The sequence below is a fragment of the Mucilaginibacter rubeus genome (genome assembly GCF_003286415.2).
Classification (GTDB): Bacteria; Bacteroidota; Bacteroidia; order Sphingobacteriales; family Sphingobacteriaceae; genus Mucilaginibacter; species Mucilaginibacter rubeus_A.
The window spans coordinates 440,026-459,551 of sequence record NZ_CP043450.1; the positions used below are offsets into that span (position 1 = coordinate 440,026).

Below are 19,526 nucleotides of genomic sequence, written 5' to 3' on the forward strand. Positions count from 1 at the left end.
ACATTTCGATTCCGTTAGTTGAGAGGCATGTCTCGTATAAAATAGTTATTCATTTTTCGGAGATACCATACCTACTACATTTACAGGTTTTATCCGCCAATGTCCTGTAGTTTTAGATATTTCGCCATTTGCTCTTCAGGCCTTAGCACCTACCTTTAAAAATTCGTTAACTACTATTTCTGACACGTAGCGTTTAATGCCATCTTTATCAGTATAGTTGCGATTGGTCAGTTTGCCTTCTATAGCTAATTCATCGCCTTTTTTAAGCAGGTCTTCGGCAAGGCTGGCTTGTGGGCCCCAGAAAATTAAGTTATGCCATTGGGTGTCGGTTATTTTTTCGCCTTTATCATTTTTATAGCTTTCGTTGGTAGCGATAGATAGGCGCACCATTTTTTTATTGCTGTCAAATACTTTTACTTCCGGATCCATACCTAAGTTACCTACCAGGCGTACACTGTTTCTTAATGAGTTCATCGTTTTAATATTTACTGTTTAATATTGTTTGAGTTAACAATACAAAGGTGGGGAGGACAGGAAAAATTAGCCGGATAATAACCGTTTATAGTCGATAGTATCCGTTTGTAAGCGTTTGCAAACGGATAAATTATTCGTTACCTTTATACTATGAACCAGGAAAGAGTATGCTTAGATTGTGGTACACCGCTACAAGGCCGTGCCGACAAAAAGTTTTGTAACGATCTGTGCCGCAATAATTATAACAATCAACTCAACAGTAACAGTTATAACCTGGTGCGTAATATCAATAATATCCTGCGCCGTAACCGCCGTATACTGGAAGAACTGAACCCAACAGGTAAAACCAAAACAACCCGAAAAAAACTTACCGCAAAGGGTTTTGATTTTGACCATATCACCAGCATCTACCAAACCAAAACCGGATCAACGTATTTTTTTAATTACGAATACGGTTACCTGCTGTTGGATAATGATGAGGTGTTGCTGGTGAAAAGGGAAGGGGAGTAATTTCAGTGGGCAGTTTTCAGGTTTTAGTAGCAGTGGCAGTTTGCAGTAGCAGTTTAAGTGGGCAGTTTATAGTTTGCAGTTGCGGTACTTCTGCTTTGTTGGGGCGGCAGGAATCCGAAAATCCATTAATCCTAAAAATCCTGGTTCAGACAAAAAAACAATAATTTTTAAATCCTAAAATACCTGCTGAATCGCTCAATTCGATTTAAGCACGGATGTAAGCCCGGTAAAATCTAAGATTACTCCCATAAATCTGTTTTTGGAGAATAGAAAATCGTAATTATCCTTTAAGTTGCCGGTTTAAACAATTATCTGAGCGGTAAAATATCAATGCATAGTCTCAATCTCTATAGATTTAATAGCATTTAACAGTTTAATATTTTGATAATTAATACTTAACTGTTGTTTCATTCGGCTCTTTATGTTTTCAATAAATTTAAGTACGTTTGGGGAAATGTAAATTTTTAATTTTTGACTGATCTTACTAATTTAAAATGAAATTATTTATTAAGAAACCGATTGCTCAACTAATGGCTGCTTCGGCAGAAACAGAGAAATCGCTTAAGAGAACCTTAGGTGTTGGCTCGCTTATAGCACTCGGTATCGGCGCAATTATAGGTGCCGGTATTTTTGTTCGTACGGCAGCTGCGGCAGGTGAACACGCCGGGCCTGCGGTTACCATTTCTTTCCTTATAGCAGCTGCAGGTTGCGCCCTGGCTGGTTTATGCTATGCCGAATTTGCAAGTATGATCCCTATCGCGGGCTCTGCTTATACCTACTCTTATGCTACCATGGGCGAGTTTATTGCCTGGATCATTGGTTGGGACTTAGTGCTTGAATATGCCCTTGGCGCCGCTACGGTTGCTATTGGCTGGTCGCAGTATTTTAATGAGTTTTTAACAACTTTCTTTAACGTGCATATACCATACGCGTGGTCACACTCGTTTATGGAGGTTTCAAATACTTCCACAGGTATGTATGCCGCCGAATTGGGTACAAGAGGTATTATTAACCTGCCGGCTATCCTGGTTCTGTTCCTGCTAACCCTGTTGTTGATCCGCGGTACAGCCGAATCGGCAATTGTTAACAATATTATTGTGGTTGTAAAAGTTGCCATCGTATTATTGATCATAGGTTTAGGCTGGCATTTTATTAACCCGGCTTTCCACACGCCTTATACTATCCCGGCCGATGCCGGTAAGATCAAGGTTAGCGCCGGCGTAGTTGATTATGCTGATACTTTTAACCATGGCTGGCTCGGTGTTTTACGTGGTGCAAGTGTTGTGTTTTTTGCCTTTATCGGTTTTGATGCTGTTTCAACCGCTGCGCAGGAAGCTAAAAACCCACAGAGAGATATGCCAAAGGGTATCTTGATATCATTGGTGTTTTGTACTGTGCTTTATATCTTGTTTTCACACGTGTTAACCGGCTTGGTTTCATATAAGGATTTCCTTATCCAGGGTAAAGAGGCTTCTGTAAGTTATGCTATTAAGACAGCTATGCCTGGTTATGGCTGGTTGGCTTCATTTGTTACTGTATCTATACTTGCAGGTTTCTCTTCAGTGATCCTGGTGATGCTGATGGGCCAAACCCGCGTGTTTTACACCATGAGTACAGATGGGTTAATTCCTTCAGTGTTTTCAAAGTTGCACCCTAAGTTCCGCACACCGTATAAATCACAATGGTTATTCTTTGTGTTTGTATCATTATTTGCCGGTTTTATCCCTGATAAATATGTTGGCGACATGGTGAGTATAGGTACATTGTTCGCATTTGTACTGGTATGCATTGGGATCTTAATTTTAAGAAAAACTGATCCAGATATTGTGCGTCCGTTCAAAACCCCGGCTTACATGATAGTTTGCCCTCTGGGCGCCATCATTTGCTTGTGTATGATTGCAAGTGAGGGCTGGGAAAACTGGGCAAGGCTTATTGTTTGGTTGCTGATTGGCTTTGTAATTTACTTCCGCTATAGCATCAAACGCTCACATGTACGCCATGGCAAGGTTGAAGCCGCCAATAACCCTATCAATCCTAAATTTGTTGAGTAATCATAACAATGTTATGATAAACAAAAAAGGTTCTGAATTTTCAGAACCTTTTTTGTTACATTCCATTTTACATTATCAAACCAATAAAACCGCTTCATGAAGGGTGATAAAAACCTGTGGGTATTAGTATTTATATGTGTTATTAACTCCCTGGGGTTTGGCATCATTGTACCGATACTTTACTCGTACGGTAAAACCTTCGGCGTTACCGGCGAAACATTGGGGATCCTGACCGCTTCATTTTCGGTAGCACAGTTTTTTGCCACACCGGTTTTAGGTTCCCTGTCGGATAAATGGGGGAGAAAACCTTTACTGGTGATCAGCCTGGCGGGTACCTGTATCTCCTTCATTCTTTTTGCCGAAGCCCGAAGTATGGCTATGCTTTTCGCGGCCCGCATCCTGGACGGCCTTACCGGCGGCAACGTATCTGTGGCGCAAGCCATGGTATCGGACACGGCCGGGCCGGATAACCGGGCTAAAAGATTTGGTATACTAAGCTCTGCATTTGGGTTTGGTTTTGTGATAGGGCCGGCTATAGGCGGTTTGCTGAACAGGTATGGTATGCAGGTGCCTTTCTATTTCGCGGCGGGTATATCGCTTATCGGCACGCTTTGCAGCCTGTTCTTTTTGAAGGAGACCAATCCGCCAGATAAGACAAAGAAAGATTCAGAAAAAACTAAATTCTCGTTCACGGCCCTGGCCACTACGCTTAAGCGCCCCATCATTGGTACGGCGGTGTTTACCGGTTTTATGCTCACCATGGCGCAGTTTACCATGATCATCGGTTTTCAAACTTTTAGTGTTGATGTACTGCAGATCAATCCTACACAGATTGGTATTTTGTATGCCGGTTTCGGCGTAAGCGGTATTATTATGCAGATCTGCGTGCCATTGTTCACCAAATGGTTCTCGTCCAAATCAATGATCCTGATGCTTTCTACTTTTCTTTGTTTGGCGGCCATGTTTGTAACGGGGCTCACCAATCATTTCATTCCTTTTGTCATCGGTATTTGTATTTATGGCCTTTTCAATGGTTTGCGAAATCCTATGCTCAACGCTATTATTGCCGATCATATTGATCATAAAGAGCAAGGCAAAATATTGGGGATCAACCAATCGTACGCCTCTATTGGTCAAACCCTGGGTCCGGTTACCGCGGGCTTTGCAGCTTTGCTATCGGTACATGCTATTTTCTTCTTATCTTCATGCTATATTTTGGCTGCTTTGCTGCTAAGTATCCGGTTAAAGAAAAAAGAATAAATTCAAGACACCATGCCGCACCCATTTATTTTTAAGGAGATCATTTCGGTTACGATGATCCTGTTTGCTATTATTGATATTTTGGGCGCTATACCGGTAATTATTCAGCTGAGGCAACGTGTAGGTCACATCGAATCGGAAAAGGCCAGTATAGCCGTGCTGGTGCTTATGGTGACCTTTCTTTTTATTGGAGATGAACTGCTGGCGGTAATAGGTCTGGATATTTCGTCATTTGCCATCGCTGGCTCACTGGTGATCTTCATCATTGCCATGGAAATGATATTAGGTGTCGATTTTTTTAAAGAAGAATTGCCGCAGGCGGCGTCTATCGTACCGCTGGCTTTCCCGCTTATAGCCGGCGCAGGAACCATGACCACGCTGCTTTCCCTTAAGTCGCAGTATCAAACGCAGAATATCCTTGTAGGTATTGTGCTGAATACCCTTGTAGTTTACCTGGTGCTTAAAAATGTAAAATGGCTGGAAAGGCTGCTTGGCCCTATAGGATTAAGCGTGCTGCGTAAGGCATTCGGGATTATTCTATTGGCGATAGCGATTAAGCTGTTCAGGAGTAATACGCATTTGTAGGTGTTCAATATACTACATGTCATTGCGAGGAGGAACGACGAAGCAACCGCATGCTATACAGAGCGTCTCTGTCTCCGTGCGATTGCCACGCTTCGCTCGCAATGACATATCCGGCGGAGCAAGGGCAGTTGTTTAAATAAAAACCATGTCATTGAGGAGGAACAACGAAGCAATCGCATGGAAGTCAAGCCGCCCTGTGTAGCATGCGGTTGCCACGCTTCGCTCGCAATGACATATTTCTTATTAAACGATTGGAGAAGGGCTCAATCTCGCTACAAACATAGTATCAGCTTTACGCTCGTATCCTTTTAATACTGCTTTTTCTTCAAGCTTTAATCCAAGCTCGTTTACCAGGTAATCAACCACATCTTCATTCTCGCCTTTAAAGGCAGAGCAGGTGATATAGATAAGGGGCTTACCGGGTTTAAGATATTTTACTACGTTTTGGGCGATGCTTTTTTGAAGCTTCTGGAAAAACTCGATTTTATGATTGTCAAACTGGGCTATCATTTCAGGAGTACGTCCCCAGGTGCCAGAACCGCTGCAGGGCGCATCGAGGATGATCCCGTCGAAAGCGTAATCATGCATCACCGAATCGATGTTCTGCGTAAGATCAAGTGCCTTTTTCTGATACTTGGTTAATCCGGCCAGTTGAAAGCGCTCATCAAGATTGGCCAGTATGGACTCGCGGATATCGGATACAACCAGTTTAATATTAGGCTCATCCTCGTGAAGCAATAATGACTTACCGCCCGATGCCGCGCAGGCATCCCACCAGCTATCCCAGCGTTGCGGTTTAAAATAATTACCTGTTTGCTGCGATGAATAATCCTGCACCTCAAACCAGTGCTGCTTGGCAAATATGGTTTCAAGGCGTGTACCGTTTGGAAGCGAATAGCAGCCGTTACCCTCATCTTTAAATACAACCTGGGCTTTGGTTAACTCGGCCTTCACCAAATGATCGTAACCGTTACGGACACGGATAAACAGATCGGGCTGGCAAAAAAACGATTTCAGGAAAGCTTCCTTATCAATCCCTTCCGAAAGCTGGCTGCTCCAGGGGAAAACATCTTCCAGTTTAAAATCGGGGTAGGAGGTTTTTACCAGGGCCAGTTTATCATCGTCACTAAAACCTATACAAGCGGCCCATTCGGGCTTAAAGTTTTGCAGGTAGGAGTTAGTTTGGGTATTGCATAAAAACTCGGCGACTAAAAGGCGCTCGTCTTCGGGCACATCGGGCAATGCCCTGCCCAGGCGAAAGTAGTTATACACCAACCGGTTGGCAACCCGCCGGTCGGTTGAGCCCATTTGTTTGTTTTGCCGGTAAAAGCCGGGTAAAAATTTACTTAGTGGCGTATCGGCAGGGTATTCACCCAAAATTCGCTGAAACGTTTTAAGCTGATTTATAGCCTTCATTCTACCTGTTTTAGCTCAAAGTTAGTGTACATTAATATATTTACGTGGGTATTGATCCAGCCCTGCCCCGGCTTCTTTATAAAATGAAAGCTGTTATGCAAGCCGGTAAAATCGGTTCCCTCAATTGATGATAATCCTTTATCAGCAAAAAGCTGCCTTCCAAAGTATAATCCTTCATCAAAACCCTTAATGGCGTATTCGGTCGGTTCAACGTGATATGCGCGCCTATAGTTACGTAAAAATGTTGTTGTAGCCCCTGCTTTGTAATTTATTTTTTCGGTAGAGGTGATATGCGTATTCAAACGTTGTAAAAGTTGCGGTTTCAGGAAGCTGAACTTTTCCCAGCTGGGGTGCCCGAAAACCATAACGGGATAATGTTTGTTCAAAGTATCTAATGAGCGGAGGGTTACACCTAAAAATGCCTGATCGGTAGCGGGGATCACAAACACATTTTTTTCGGTTTTGGAAAGCTGCGGCAGCAGGCTGCTTAATTTCCCGCGTACAACATATACATTGGTAACCTTAATCTTCTTTTTGCTTAAGCTATCAATAGCTTTTTTAAAGTTGACGGCGTAATCATTTTCCTGGTTAAAGCCCGAACGCAGTATGAAGATCTTTTTAGGCTTAACTGTTCTGTTGAGGTATTCAGCAGCGCCCCAGGCATGGTATTCAAGCGGAGGGATGGCAGTTATTAAGTTTTTGCTGTTGATAGTAGCCGGGTTAGCCGGCGACAACGGCGACAAGATTGGTCCTTTTGAATAAGATAGCGCGCCGGAAAATGCCTTTACACCATCCGGAAAAACAGGGCCTACGATCAGATCGCTCGAGCGGACAAACGCGTTTAAAGCCAGGTCATGCGCCTGCATTGCCTCGTCTCTTGAGTCAAAGATCTGCAGCTTATAGTTATTCCCGTAAGCAGTAAGCGAATCAAGGGCGAGTTTAAATCCCTGGTAATATTCAACCGCGATATTTGCCTGGCTTATCTGAAGCGGACTGTATTTTTGAGCCGGATTTAAGTGCTCCAAATTCAGGGGCAGGAGCATGGCAATGTTTGCCACTTTTTGTTCCGAAGCCTTTTCTGCCGGTTTCTCGGTGGTATTGCCGGGCTTTTTTTCGGTGTTATCAGTCGGTTTTTTTACGGTAGTTGCTACCGGCCGCGTTTTTGGTGAACACGCGGCCAGCAGCAATGCTATGCAAAAAAACGGTAACCACTTATTCCCACTCAATGGTGGCCGGTGGTTTTGAACTGATATCATATACTACCCGGTTAATTCCTTTTACGTTGTTGATGATCTCGTTGCTGATCTTAGCCAGCAAGTCGTACGGTAAATGGCACCAGTCGGCGGTCATCCCGTCAACCGATTCAACGGCACGGAGGCAAATCACGTTTTCGTAAGTACGCTCATCGCCCATTACACCTACCGATTGAACCGGTAAAAATATAGAGCCGGCTTGCCAAACTTTATCGTAAACTCCGGCAGCACGTAAATTGTTTATATAAATTGCATCGGCTTCCTGTAATATCGCCACTTTTTCAGGGGTGATATCGCCCAAAATCCTGATAGCCAGACCAGGGCCCGGGAATGGGTGGCGACCTAAAATATTAGGATCGATACCTAATGCCTTGCCCACTTTCCTTACCTCGTCTTTAAACAAAGTATTAAGTGGCTCAACAACTTTAAGTTTCATAAAGTCGGGCAAGCCACCTACGTTATGGTGCGATTTGATGGTAGCCGAAGGGCCTTTAACCGATACCGATTCGATAACATCCGGATAAATGGTACCCTGACCAAGCCATTTCACGTCCTGTACTTCGTGCGCGGCATCATCAAATACTTCAATGAATACCCGACCGATAGCTTTACGTTTCTTTTCAGGATCGGTTAAGCCGGCAAGCGCGTCATAAAAACGTTGTTTGGCGTCGATGCCTTTTATGTTTAAGCCCATGTGTTTGTATGATTCAAGCACCTGCTCAAATTCATCCTTACGCAAAAGGCCGTTATCAACAAATATACAGTGCAGGTTTTTGCCGATGGCATGGTGCAGTAACACAGCCGCAACTGATGAATCAACACCGCCTGATAAGCCAAGTACTACTTTATCATCGCCCAGTTTTTCGCGAAGAGCGGCAACAGTGGTTTCGATGAACGAGTCTGGTGTCCAGTCTTGTTTGCAACCGCAAATATCAACCAAAAAGTTTTGCAGCAATTGCTTGCCGTCAATACTGTGGGTAACTTCCGGGTGAAACTGGATACCGTAAGTTTGGGTACCGGTAACCTGGTAAGCCGCAACTTTAACACTATCGGTACTTGCAATTACCTCAAAGTTATCGCCAATGGTAGCAATGGTATCGCCGTGCGACATCCATACCTGTGAGCCGCCGGGAACATCTTTAAACAATGGATTATCCTGTTTAATGTATTCCAGGTTTGCACGACCGTATTCGCGGGTGCTTGATGGCAATACTTCGCCGCCGTGGAAATGGGCAACGTATTGAGCACCATAGCAAACACCTAAAATAGGGCGTGTGGTGTGGAATTTTTCAAAATCGAAATGAGGAGCGTCTTCCTGCCTTACAGAATAAGGACTGCCTGAAAGGATAATACCTTTTACAGTGCTGTCAATTTCGGGATAATGATTGAAGGGGTGGATCTCACAATAAATATTGAGCTCCCTGACACGGCGCGCTATAAGTTGGGTGAATTGCGAGCCAAAGTCAAGAATGAGGATTTTTTCTTGCATGGGCAAAGATAGGATTTTGATTTGAAAATAGGGATTCCCGATTCCGGATTTTTTATGGGAGATTGAAATGATTGATCATAAACCGCTGTATTGATAATCAAGGATCGCGCTGGTATTCAAACTATCCACAATTTTCCATTCGTTGAGCTCACGTATAAATTCAGGTTTTTCAAGTCCCGAATCAATAGCGGCGCGGGTATAAAAGTCGGCCTTTGCAGGGTGATCGGGCGAGCATCCGTTAAATAAATATCCGAAAGCTTGTTTAGCTAATATGGCCTTGCTTATCCCGATACAATCATCAAGGTGGATGAGGTTTACAGGTGCATCCCCGTTAGGGATATCCTTTTTACCTGCGAAAAACCTGCCGGGGTTACGTGCAGGGCCAAACAATCCGGCAAAGCGAATGATGGTTGCTTTGAATCTGCTCTCTGCAAGGAAAAGGTTTTCGGCCTCCAATAATATGCGCCCTGATTCTGTATTGGGCTGAGGATCGGTTTGTTCATTTACATGCTTATTGCTATCGGCATAAACTGCTGTGGAACTGATGAAAACTACATTTTTGATCTGATGACGTTTTATGGCTTCGATGATGCTCTTTATTTTATCCAAAAAAATACCTGCTTCGCCGCCACGGGTTTTGGGCGGGATAGCTATCCATAAAACCTCGCAGTTAAAAAAATCAGCATCATATATCTCCTGGTTGGGCAAAAAGTTAATGAGGTAAGGTTTGATACCCATAGCCGCCAAGTCGTCAAGTTTAGCTGCCGAGGTAGTTGATCCTTTTACCTGCATACCACTGGCAAGCAAAGCTTTTGCTAATGCGCTGCCGTACCAGCCGCAGCCTAAAATACTGATGTTTGTTATACCGGGCATGTTGTAAAATAATGCTTTGGCGCAAAGGTAATTAAATAATGATATGGTGTTTGGCTGCCATTAATGTGCTTTTGTTTTAAACTTTTTGGGCATACCGGGCGTTAATGTTTTATGAAGAAAGAGATTATTGCAACCTCTGTAGCATTAGGTTTAACAGCTTTGGCCCTGCAGGCTACCCGCTGCAAACCACTGCAAACTGTTCCCTACGTCGATCTGAAAAAATATGTTGGTTCATGGTTTGAAATTGCCGCTTTACCGCAATGTTTTGAATCGGGATGCACTTTTACTTCAGCGGCCTATGGTTTAGCCAAAGACGGCAGCATCGTTGTTAAAAACCGTTGTATAAAAGATAATAAAATAAAAATAGCCGAAGGCCGTGCCGTTGTTGCTGATAAAACAAGTAACGCGAAGCTTGAAGTTCAATTTCAGTGGCCCTTTAAAGGCAAGTATTGGATAATAGCTTTGGCCGATGATTATAGCTACGCCATGGTAGGGCATCCTAACAGAAATTATCTGTGGATAATAAGCCGCCGTTCAACATTGGATGAGCAGATCTATAACCAGCTGGTAGTGCAGGCCGCCGAACAGGGATTTGATGTGAGAAAGCTGGTGAAAACGGTGCAGGTATAAGTTACAGGTATAAAAAAGAAATGTCATTGCGAGGAACGAAGCAATCCCAAACTATACAGAGCGGCTCTGCTTATCGGGGATTGCTTCGTTCCTCGCAATGACGTTTTATTAATAAACGATTACACTGCCGTTGTTGGTGTTGTCACCAACAACTCTATGCCGCGCATGACGGCTTTATTGATCCTTGAAAAATACGGAAGTAAAGTTGTTGGTGACAACACCAACAACGGCGAAGATAAATAGAGACATAAATATGTCATTGCGAGCGAAGCGCGGCAATCTCATGCTATGCAGGTCTGCCCTGTATAGTATGCGATTGCTTCGTCGTTCCTCCTCGCAATGACAAACGGGAAATTTACTTTATCTCCCTAACCTTAATAACCAGTTTCTTCACCTTGTCATAGCCGTTAACCTTCATATTAGGCCTGTGACCATCACTTGGGAAAAACAGGAAAAACTCTTCGGGTGTTGCAGTGTAATATTTTCCTTCGCCGCTGTAGTTGGCAAAATCTTTTTCAGCGTCGTAAGGTTTGGTAACAGTAAGGCTTTCAATAGCGGCAACGCCGATTTTTTCTTTGCCTTTGATCACGTACTGCACGTCGATATAGTTTTGGTGCGATTCCCATGCTGCCTGCTCAGGCTCTTTTGAAGGGCCTTCGGTGATCATGGCATAAACGTTATCACCATCAATAGTGTATTTGCCTGGTTCTATAGTTTCGAGGTTACGTTCGCGAAGAAATTCAAACGCTTTATCCCATGCGGCTTTGTTGGCAGCATATTGCTTGGCAAACTCCACATCATTTGTTGATGAGTTTAACTTAAGTTTAAGGCCATTGGCCCAAACGCGGCTTTTTACCCAGGTTTTGGCGCTTTTTGCCGTAATGTCCTGCTGTTGAGCCGAAGCACCTGCAGCTGTAAGCGAAAAAAGTATTAGCAACATGATATATTTATAAGTTGTTAAATGTTTCATAGTTTTTTTATTTATCGGTTATTGAATTGGTAGCGCGGCAACAAGTCCGGTTAAGGCATTCAATTATACAAGCTTAAATAAATAAAACAATATACTAACCGTTAAATATTTACTTTAACGTTATAGTTTGATTTTTATTAGCGCTAAGGTACGGCAGATAAACTATAACGTTTGAGTGAAAATAAGGCATGGATACCTTTTTTAATACTTTTTAACGTTGTAGAATTGTAGTTATTAACCAATGTCTTTCTAAAACAACATTTGCTTTGAAAACAATACACAGCGTCCACCCATCGGATTTTAAAAGCTACGATACCACCACCATACGTGAACGATTTTTGATTGATAAACAGGTACAGCCAGATCAGATCAATTGCACCTATACCCATTACGACAGGATGATTGTAGGCATGGCCAACCCGGTAAATAAAACACTCGAGTTGCCAAACTACCCAAACCTGCGCGCCGAATATTTTTTAGAGCGCCGCGAGATAGGCATCATCAACGTAGCCGGTGCAGGCGTCATAACAGCCGATGGACAGGCCTTTGAAATGAACAAACTGGATTGCCTGTACATTGGCAAAGGGACTAAGAGCGTAACTTTTGAAAGTAAGGATGCCTCTGCACCTGCTGTATTTTATTTGTTATCGTCGCCGGCGCACGCGCTTTACCCTACAACGCAGCTTACCCATGCCGATGCTGTTAAGGTTGAACTTGGCTCAATAGCCACAGCAAACAAGCGTACTATTAATAAATACATCCATCTGGAGGGTGTAAGAAGCTGCCAGCTGGTAATGGGCTTAACTATCCTGCACGAGGGGAGCGTTTGGAATACCATGCCTGCACACGTGCACGACCGCCGTATGGAGGCTTATTTTTATTTTGATGTGCCTGCAGGACAAAAGATTTTCCATTATATGGGCGAGGGACAGGAAACCAGGCATATCACTATGGATAACTACGATGCAGTGGTATCGCCGCCATGGAGTATTCACTCGGGCAGTGGTACATCAAACTATAGCTTTATTTGGGGTATGGCAGGTGAAAACCTGGATTATACCGATATGGATGCCATCGCGATAACAGATCTGAAATAATCATACAATCAACCCGAAAAATATAATTTAAGTGGATAATCAATTTTCATTAGCCGGTAAAGTAATAGTAGTTACCGGCGGAACAGGCATATTAGGAAAAGCGTTTATTGATGGCATTGTTGAAGCCGGAGGTGCCGTAGGTATCCTGGGTCGTAATGCTGAAGTAGCAGAAGAGCGTGCTAACGCGATAAACCAGGCAGGTGGTAAAGCTATTGCCCTGGTAGCTGATGTGATGAATGAGGCCGAACTGGTAGCGGCTAAAGATAAATTGCTGGCAGCTTTTGGCAGGATAGATGGCCTGGTAAATGGAGCCGGTGGTAACATGCCCGAAGGTGTTTTGCAGCCCGACGAGGATATTTTTAAAATGAATATCGAAGGGATGAAAAAAGTAATGGACCTGAACCTTTGGGGCACACTGATCCCTACGCAGGTTTTTGGCGAAGCCATTGCCCAAACAGGTAAAGGCAGCATTGTTAATATATCATCCATGAACAGCAAAAGGGCCATTACTAAAGTTTTGGGCTACAATATGGGCAAAGCCGCTGTTGATTGCTATAACCAATGGTTTGCGGTTGAACTGGCCAACCGTCATGGCGACAAGATCAGGATGAACGCATTAGCTCCCGGTTTTTTCCTTACCGAACAAAACCGTAACCTGCTAACCAAGCCCGAGGGAGGTTATACCCAGCGCGGCGAGCTGGTGATCAAACAAACGCCATTTAAACGCTTTGGCCAGGCCAATGAGCTTAAAGGCGCGTTGGTATGGTTACTAAGTGATGCCTCGGCATTTGTAACCGGTTCGATGATCTGCGTTGACGGCGGGTTCTCGATTTTTGGAGGAGTGTAATTAAAAAAAAGAAGAAAGAGAGGCCTGTGCGATTCCCTCCCCTGGGAGGGTGTAGGGAGGGGTTTCGTCGCTATGTAAAACATTTAGCAAAGCGAATAAACCCCTCCCTGCCATCACACATCCAGCCGCACCCCTCCCGGGGGAGGGAATTATAAATCATCGGAATAGTTGTTGTAATAATGATGGCCACAAGCTGCAAAATTGCATCCGGAAATGAGTGTTCAATTTTTGAAAAACGGGTGTTCAATTTTTTATTTTGCTCTAATGTAACTTGTTGATTATCAATACCAATGTGTTCTATTTTGCTAAAGTAACTGTTTTTATAAAATTCAACTTGTTGATTATCAGTGGTGTTTTGTTTTTGAAATAAGTGAGGGTGTTTACACTTTAAAAGTTGAACACATGGAAAAACAGATAATAAAAGTTAATAACGCCTACCGAAAGCTAACCCAATAATAAGCCTACAATGAAACTCAAATCATCACTCATCACATTATTCACCCTTGCGGGTTTTGCGGCAAGCGCCCAAACCGTAACCCTCGATTATTATTTTAACCACGAGGTACACAAAGGTGCTAATGGCCAACCTGAGCGTTTTCATTACCTATGGGATGAAACGGATAACAACGGTTTCAAGATTTTTGGTGAAGCTTTTACAAGTCGCGGCGCTAAGCTGGATACACTTGGCTCGGCTCCAACATTGGAAAACCTGAAAGGATCATCGGTTTACATTATTGTTGACCCGGATACCAAAAAGGAAAGCCCAAATCCTAACTATATCCAAGAAAATGATATTGAGCAAATTGCAGCCTGGGTTAAAAAGGGTGGCGTGTTACTGATGATGGCCAATGACAGTGTTAACGTTGAGCTACCTCATTTTAATAATCTCGCCGCTAAGTTCGGGATGCATTTTAATAATGATCTGCAAAACCACGTAATTGATGATGCCCACTTTGAAGATGGTGCCGTTTATGTTAAAAACAACCCGGTTTTAAAAACCGCGACCAAAGTTTTCATGAAGGATGCCTGTTCAATAGGCTTAAGCGGCCCCGCAGTATCCGTACTCAAAAACAAAGAAGGGGCAACCATCATCGCATCCGCTAAATACGGCAAAGGAACCGTAATAGCCGTTGGCGACCCATGGTTGTACAATGAATACGTGAACGGCAGGTTACCCGCCGGATACGAGAATGATAAGGCTGCAAATGATGTAGCACAATGGTTGCTGAAGCAGGCGAGGAAGTAGAAGATATAAAAGAGCGTCATTGCGAGGTACGAAGCAATCCCCGATTAACAGGTCCGCCCTGTATAGTTTGGGATTGCTTCGTACCTCGCAATGACGTTTTGGTGTTTATGTCCTTCCAGAAATAGAGCTTTTCATGTTCCCTCAGGGTCTCTCGGAGAGGACCCTGAGGCTCTGCGTGTTTTAAACAGCGAACCTGGATAGCGTATACATCAGGGTCCTCTCCGAGAGACCCTGATGGTACGTTTGGGGGATGTCTTCTTCCTGAAATAATCTTACAAAGCTTTCTCTTTCGGCACAAAATCATTCATGACCGCTTCGCGGATCAAGGCCGGAGGCAGGATACCTTGCGACAGGATAAAATCATGGAAATGCAAGGCGTTGAATTTACTGCCTAAAGCGGTTTCGGTATCCTTGCGCAGGGCAATCATTTTGGTAAATCCATAAAAATAGCTGTTAGCCTGACCGGGGGCGTTAATGGTATAACGTTCAACCTCCTGACGGGCAAAAGCGCGCGATTGTACTACATCGTTCATCAGCACATCGAGTGCCTGCTGCTGGGTTATTTTGCCAGCCTGCAGTTCGGGGTCGAGGAAAGCGCGGGCTGCCCTGAGCAGGCGGTAATCTAATGATACCAGCTGACCTTCTAAAGGCATATACGGGCGGGTAATGTATTCAGAATATAAACCCCAGCCCTCAACATTGGTTGAGTTAAAGGCGTACAGCGCGCGTGCCTGTGATACGCCTTCTTCTACCATTTTATCAAATTGTAATTCATGACCTGGTCGTGCTTCGTGAGCTATGATGGTCCATGAGGCGGCATCAAAAGTAAAGTCGTCGTATTTGTCGGTCGCTTTTTCGCCGGGCGATGCAGGCATGTTTAGAGGGAGTACAAATACACCGCGCTGGCCGGTATTGTTCAGGAACGGCGGCGGCACCATATGCGGGGCCGGGCCCTGCGCGGTTTCGGCAGCAGTAGCCAAACGGATAATGGCCGGACGGTTTGGCAAGGTTACCAGCTGATGCTCACGGATAATACCTTCAATATCCTTTAAATGCTGTTCGTATAATGGGATAATAGAATCACCGTGGATCTGCTCTTTTTTTAATTCACGGATCACCGCACGATAATCGCCTGACGGCAGGTTACGTTTTTTTGCAATCTGCTCGGCAATGGGTTTCATTTCATTCTGAAGTTCATTGAATAAGGCGTGTGCCATTTCAGCTACTTTGGCCGGTGGGATATCAATGCCATAGGATTCTAAATTCATAGCATATTCTTCGGGCGGCAGGCGGAAATCTGTACGGGCCTTTACCAGTACGTTTGCTTTTACCCATTTGTCATAACCTTCCAGTTGTTTTTTTAAAGTTGCGTAAGGTTGTTCCCAGCCGGTTACTTTGTATTTGGTGCAAAGCTCTGCAATACCGCTTACGATGCTGGCGTTGCGCGACAGATCGGTTTCCATACGTTGCTTTGACGGATAGATCATGTTTTTACCTGCCATCTGTTGTTGAACACGCTCCATGTAAATAGTTGCTAAAGGTTTATAGCCTTTTTCAAGTCCGGCATATTTACGGATGCGCATTACAGCTGCCTGGCGGCGGGCTTCCGGTGTTTGATCGTCAAGCAGGGTTTCCAAACCACTATAAATGGTTGATGATGCATTAAGAAAAGGCACCTGGCGGCTCAGCTCAAAATCCTGCTGACGGAAACCCAGTTTAAGATGGGTGATGATGATATTGATATCCTGCTGGATAAAAGTATTTTTCTCGGTTTTAAGGGCTTCGGTAAGTTTGGCTACAACGGCTTCCTCGTCCTTACGTTCGGCCATTATGTTTTGCAGGGTTGGTACGGCAATATCGCTGTCGTACTCCGCCAGCCCCTGTGATGATCCGTATTCGGGCGAATATTTTTTATCCAGATCGATAATGATTTTAGTATACTCGTTTGATTTAGCTACCCAGGCTTTGGTTTCAGCAGATTGCTGGGCCCGGGTATTAATGCCGATACCAGTCAATAGCATCAGTATGCCCGCGCTTTTAAGTAGGTTTTTATTCATAGTCAATTTAAATTTTGAATGGCAAGTTAGTTATTTGACCGTTGATTTTTTTGATTGCGTTGATTTCGCTGATAATGGCATATTTTGACTGTTGACTTTTTTGATTACGTTGATTTCGCAGATGTTTTTTGATAGTTGATTTTTTGCCGTCGTTGGTGTTGTCACTAACAATAGCGCAATGTTGAATTCTTGATAAAAAAAATAGCCTCCCTTTTTTCATAAAAAGGGAGGCTGAACAGATCAACGCAATCAGCGTAATCAATCAAAAAGATCAACGGTCTAAAAACGGTATCCTAAAGTTAGGAACGCATTATTATTAGTTTTTTTCAAATCGGCGAAAGGACTGGTTGCTCCAACATCATAAGGGAACAAGGTTTGTCTGCCGGTTACCCTCGCGTAGGTAGCATCAATAAAGTAAGCGCCAAAGTGCACGCCTATACCACCGCTAACGGTTTTAATATCGCTACCCAGATCTTTCATTGGGTTGCCTTGCTGACTGTAACCGCCGCGCAAATAAACCAGGCTGTTTACATTAATTTCGGCACCTACGTGCAGGTTTACTGTTGAGCGATAAAGTGATTTGATATCGCTGTTATCGCCATCAGCAGTATAGCTATCGTTGCTGCTCAGGTGTGTAGTGGTATAATCAATATATTCAACATCGCCGCTTATAAAACCATATTTGCCAATGAAAACGGAGGCACCACCTGCTAATTTTAATGGTGTGCGCAGGTTATAACTCAGCTGATATGGCTCAGATACATTCCTGTAGCTGCTTCCGCCGGTGTATTGGGTTTGAAGTCCTTCAGTGTAAGAGTCGTCGATATTATAAAACGTTGGCGAAGTAAATACGAAACCTAAGCGTACTGCCTGTACCGGTTTGTAAATGATACCCAGTTTGGCGTTAAAGCCCGAACCTTTAGTTGCCTGACTTTGCAAAAAGGTTGATGAAAAATCGGTAGGGGCACCGCCATTCGTGATAACAGCGTTACCATTTTCGGTGAACGCGCTATTTGAGTTGTACCTGATATCTGTAATAGCCAGGCCTAAACCTACATAAAGTTTATTGCTGTAATTGGCACCGAATGACAGGTTAAACTCCGACTGGCCACCAGTGCGGGTGATACCTGCCAGCTGTCTTACGGGAACATTTACTGTACTTGAGTAAGAGTTTGGATCGGTAGCCGGGCCAAAGTTATCGATTAATACATGATCATAAGCCCAGCCGTCAAGACCGTTGGGGTTAACGCTGCCGTACTGGGAAACCTCGCGTTTGGCTATACCAGCGTAGTAATCAGAAATGGAACTTGTTTGATTGGTACCACCGTAAGCAACGTTTTCATAAAAATTGTTGGTACGGCTGTAGCCCGCGCCGTAATTAATACTTAGCCAGCCTTTGCTTTTATCCTTGTGCGTGGTATTAAGCTGCTGATATAACACTACCGCGGCATTGCTCATGTTTAGATCGTTGCGGTTTGCGCTGCCGGCCTGCCCAAAAAAGCTTGAGTTTATTTTTGAGTTGTCATACTCAGGCGTAAGGCTCACTTCCGAGTGGGTGAAAAAGCCCAAACCTGCAGGGTTACCGCTTATCGAACTCAGATCGCCGCCTATGGCTGTACCCGCGTTGCCAATAGCTTTAATGCGTGATGTTGACCCGGTTTGAAAGGTTGAAAACCTGATGGCATCCTGTGAGTATTGCGCAAAACTATCTTTAGTAATTGCTACTATAGCAATTACGCTTAGTAAATACTTGATTTTCATAAAATTCAGGTAAAAGAGATATAAGATTTAGGTTTATGGTCTTGATGGTCTGCCACCGCCGCCTCCGCTGCTGCTGCCGGTGCTGCGTGAACTGCCGCCGCTTGAGCTTGATGATGCCGGTGTATATGATGGTTGCGGCTGCGATGCGCGCTCAACCTGTGGTTGCCTGTAAACAGGTTGCGAGTCACGTGTAGGGGCCGCATCTGTACGGGCCGGACGTGCATAACGGGTGCCCGTGTTATTATTATAGCTGTTGCTACCGTTGCTACCGGTACTATATGTACTGTAAGTATTTGTGCGGCTGCCAAGAGGTCGGTTGCGGCCTCCGGGAACATACCCTATGCCCGAAACGGCGCTGCTAACAGGGCGACCGCCGCTACCTGCAAACGGATTGCCATTGCCACGGTAAGGTCTTGCCGTACCGGATGAAGCATAACCACCTCCGTAATAACCGCCATAGCCACCACCGTATCCGTAACCACCGCCGTAATAGCCGTGTCCCCAGCCACCGTATCCATAGCCGTAACCTAAACCTAAGCCACCATAACCGTAGCCAAGGCCCCAGCCATAACCATAACCGCCGTAGCCATAGCCTAAATCCCAACCGCTGTAATAGCCAGGGCCACCATAGTAGCCTAAGCCACCATAGCCCAATCCGTAGTTATAGTAAGGATAGTTGTTATATGCCGAATAAAAATCATCGTAATAGCCAAAAGGAGAAAAATAACTGAAACGGTTTATGCGTGTAGCATAATCATCGTAATAAAAGTAGTCATCGTCGTCATCGCTGTAGCCGTCCTGGGCAGCCGGAGTTTGGTTGTAGGCTGGCTGCTGTGCGTAAACAGGTTCATCGCCCGCTCGCGCGTCAGAAAAATAAACGTCGTCATTACTTTGGGTTGATGCAAGCTTGGTTGTAGAGCAGGAACTCAGCGCCATGGCACCGATAATAAACATTCCTATCGCGATGTTCCGTTTCATATGCAGGTAAGTAAAAAGTGCAAGGTCAA

17 protein-coding genes are annotated in these 19,526 nt (G+C 44.3%); 8 read left to right on the top strand and 9 right to left on the bottom strand.

Translation table 11 applies throughout. From position 1 onward, the window contains the following. Positions 1–135: 135 nt before the first annotated feature. On the bottom strand, positions 136–474 hold the full coding sequence (locus tag DEO27_RS01945) for a single-stranded DNA-binding protein (protein WP_112575984.1): 339 nt from the start codon (positions 472–474) through the stop codon (positions 136–138). A 150-nt stretch (positions 475–624) separates the two neighbouring features. On the opposite strand from DEO27_RS01945, the gene DEO27_RS01950 reads away from it, so the two are divergent. The 4 genes from DEO27_RS01950 to DEO27_RS01965 all read left to right on the top strand — a co-directional run bounded on the left by DEO27_RS01950 (position 625) and on the right by DEO27_RS01965 (position 4,880). Continuing rightward, positions 625–984 (top strand): hypothetical protein, encoded by a 360-nt coding sequence (locus DEO27_RS01950; protein WP_112575985.1) that lies wholly within the window; start codon positions 625–627, stop codon positions 982–984. Positions 985–1,478: 494 nt separating this feature from the next. Further along, positions 1,479–3,035 (top strand): amino acid permease, encoded by a 1,557-nt coding sequence (locus tag DEO27_RS01955; protein ID WP_112575986.1) that lies wholly within the window; start codon positions 1,479–1,481, stop codon positions 3,033–3,035. Between the two features lie 96 nt (positions 3,036–3,131). Next, on the top strand, positions 3,132–4,295 hold the full coding sequence (locus DEO27_RS01960; protein WP_112575987.1) for an MFS transporter: 1,164 nt from the start codon (positions 3,132–3,134) through the stop codon (positions 4,293–4,295). A 12-nt stretch (positions 4,296–4,307) separates the two neighbouring features. Continuing rightward, positions 4,308–4,880: a MarC family protein gene (locus DEO27_RS01965; protein WP_090528400.1), complete on the top strand. Its 573-nt coding sequence runs from the start codon at positions 4,308–4,310 to the stop codon at positions 4,878–4,880. A gap of 243 nt (positions 4,881–5,123) precedes the next feature. Here the strand turns inward: DEO27_RS01965 and DEO27_RS01970 are convergent, their stop codons facing one another. From DEO27_RS01970 to DEO27_RS01985, 4 genes are all read right to left on the bottom strand, one after another. Further along, entirely contained in the window at positions 5,124–6,296 is a 1,173-nt protein-coding gene (locus DEO27_RS01970) for an RsmB/NOP family class I SAM-dependent RNA methyltransferase (RefSeq protein WP_112575988.1), read from the bottom strand. Then, positions 6,293–7,552, bottom strand: a complete 1,260-nt coding sequence (locus DEO27_RS01975; protein WP_146750157.1) for an ABC transporter substrate-binding protein — start codon at positions 7,550–7,552, stop codon at positions 6,293–6,295. Before DEO27_RS01975 ends, DEO27_RS01970 begins: the two co-directional genes overlap by 4 nt. Continuing rightward, a complete protein-coding gene (guaA, locus tag DEO27_RS01980) occupies positions 7,509–9,038 on the bottom strand; it encodes a glutamine-hydrolyzing GMP synthase (protein WP_112575990.1) in 1,530 nt (509 codons plus the stop codon). The genes DEO27_RS01975 and guaA overlap by 44 nt, the downstream gene beginning before the upstream one ends. Positions 9,039–9,113: 75 nt before the next feature. Then, complete coding sequence (locus DEO27_RS01985) at positions 9,114–9,911, bottom strand: SDR family oxidoreductase (protein ID WP_112575991.1); 798 nt, start codon at positions 9,909–9,911, stop codon at positions 9,114–9,116. 111 nt (positions 9,912–10,022) lie between these two features. On the opposite strand from DEO27_RS01985, the gene DEO27_RS01990 reads away from it, so the two are divergent. Next, complete coding sequence (locus DEO27_RS01990; RefSeq protein ID WP_112575992.1) at positions 10,023–10,541, top strand: lipocalin family protein; 519 nt, start codon at positions 10,023–10,025, stop codon at positions 10,539–10,541. A 355-nt stretch (positions 10,542–10,896) separates the two neighbouring features. Here the strand turns inward: DEO27_RS01990 and DEO27_RS01995 are convergent, their stop codons facing one another. Then, positions 10,897–11,511 (bottom strand): YhcH/YjgK/YiaL family protein, encoded by a 615-nt coding sequence (locus tag DEO27_RS01995; RefSeq protein WP_112569224.1) that lies wholly within the window; start codon positions 11,509–11,511, stop codon positions 10,897–10,899. Between the two features lie 266 nt (positions 11,512–11,777). Between DEO27_RS01995 and kduI the strand changes: the two genes are divergently transcribed. From kduI to DEO27_RS02010, 3 genes are all read left to right on the top strand, one after another. Next, positions 11,778–12,608, top strand: a complete 831-nt coding sequence (gene kduI / locus DEO27_RS02000; protein ID WP_112569226.1) for a 5-dehydro-4-deoxy-D-glucuronate isomerase — start codon at positions 11,778–11,780, stop codon at positions 12,606–12,608. A gap of 31 nt (positions 12,609–12,639) precedes the next feature. Further along, positions 12,640–13,455 carry an SDR family oxidoreductase gene (locus tag DEO27_RS02005; protein ID WP_112569228.1) on the top strand — a complete coding sequence of 272 codons (816 nt, stop codon included), beginning with the start codon at positions 12,640–12,642 and terminating at the stop codon, positions 13,453–13,455. 466 nt (positions 13,456–13,921) lie between these two features. Then, positions 13,922–14,701: a DUF4350 domain-containing protein gene (locus DEO27_RS02010; protein ID WP_112569230.1), complete on the top strand. Its 780-nt coding sequence runs from the start codon at positions 13,922–13,924 to the stop codon at positions 14,699–14,701. A gap of 272 nt (positions 14,702–14,973) precedes the next feature. On the opposite strand, the gene DEO27_RS02015 is transcribed toward DEO27_RS02010, so the two are convergent. The 3 genes from DEO27_RS02015 to DEO27_RS02025 all read right to left on the bottom strand — a co-directional run bounded on the left by DEO27_RS02015 (position 14,974) and on the right by DEO27_RS02025 (position 19,497). Continuing rightward, positions 14,974–16,758 carry a DUF885 domain-containing protein gene (locus DEO27_RS02015; RefSeq protein ID WP_112569232.1) on the bottom strand — a complete coding sequence of 595 codons (1,785 nt, stop codon included), beginning with the start codon at positions 16,756–16,758 and terminating at the stop codon, positions 14,974–14,976. Positions 16,759–17,037: 279 nt separating this feature from the next. Next, positions 17,038–18,519, bottom strand: coding sequence for an OmpP1/FadL family transporter (locus DEO27_RS02020; RefSeq protein ID WP_112569236.1), 1,482 nt, complete (start codon positions 18,517–18,519; stop codon positions 17,038–17,040). 33 nt (positions 18,520–18,552) lie between these two features. Further along, entirely contained in the window at positions 18,553–19,497 is a 945-nt protein-coding gene (locus tag DEO27_RS02025) for a hypothetical protein (RefSeq protein ID WP_146749995.1), read from the bottom strand. Positions 19,498–19,526: the final 29 nt, after the last annotated feature.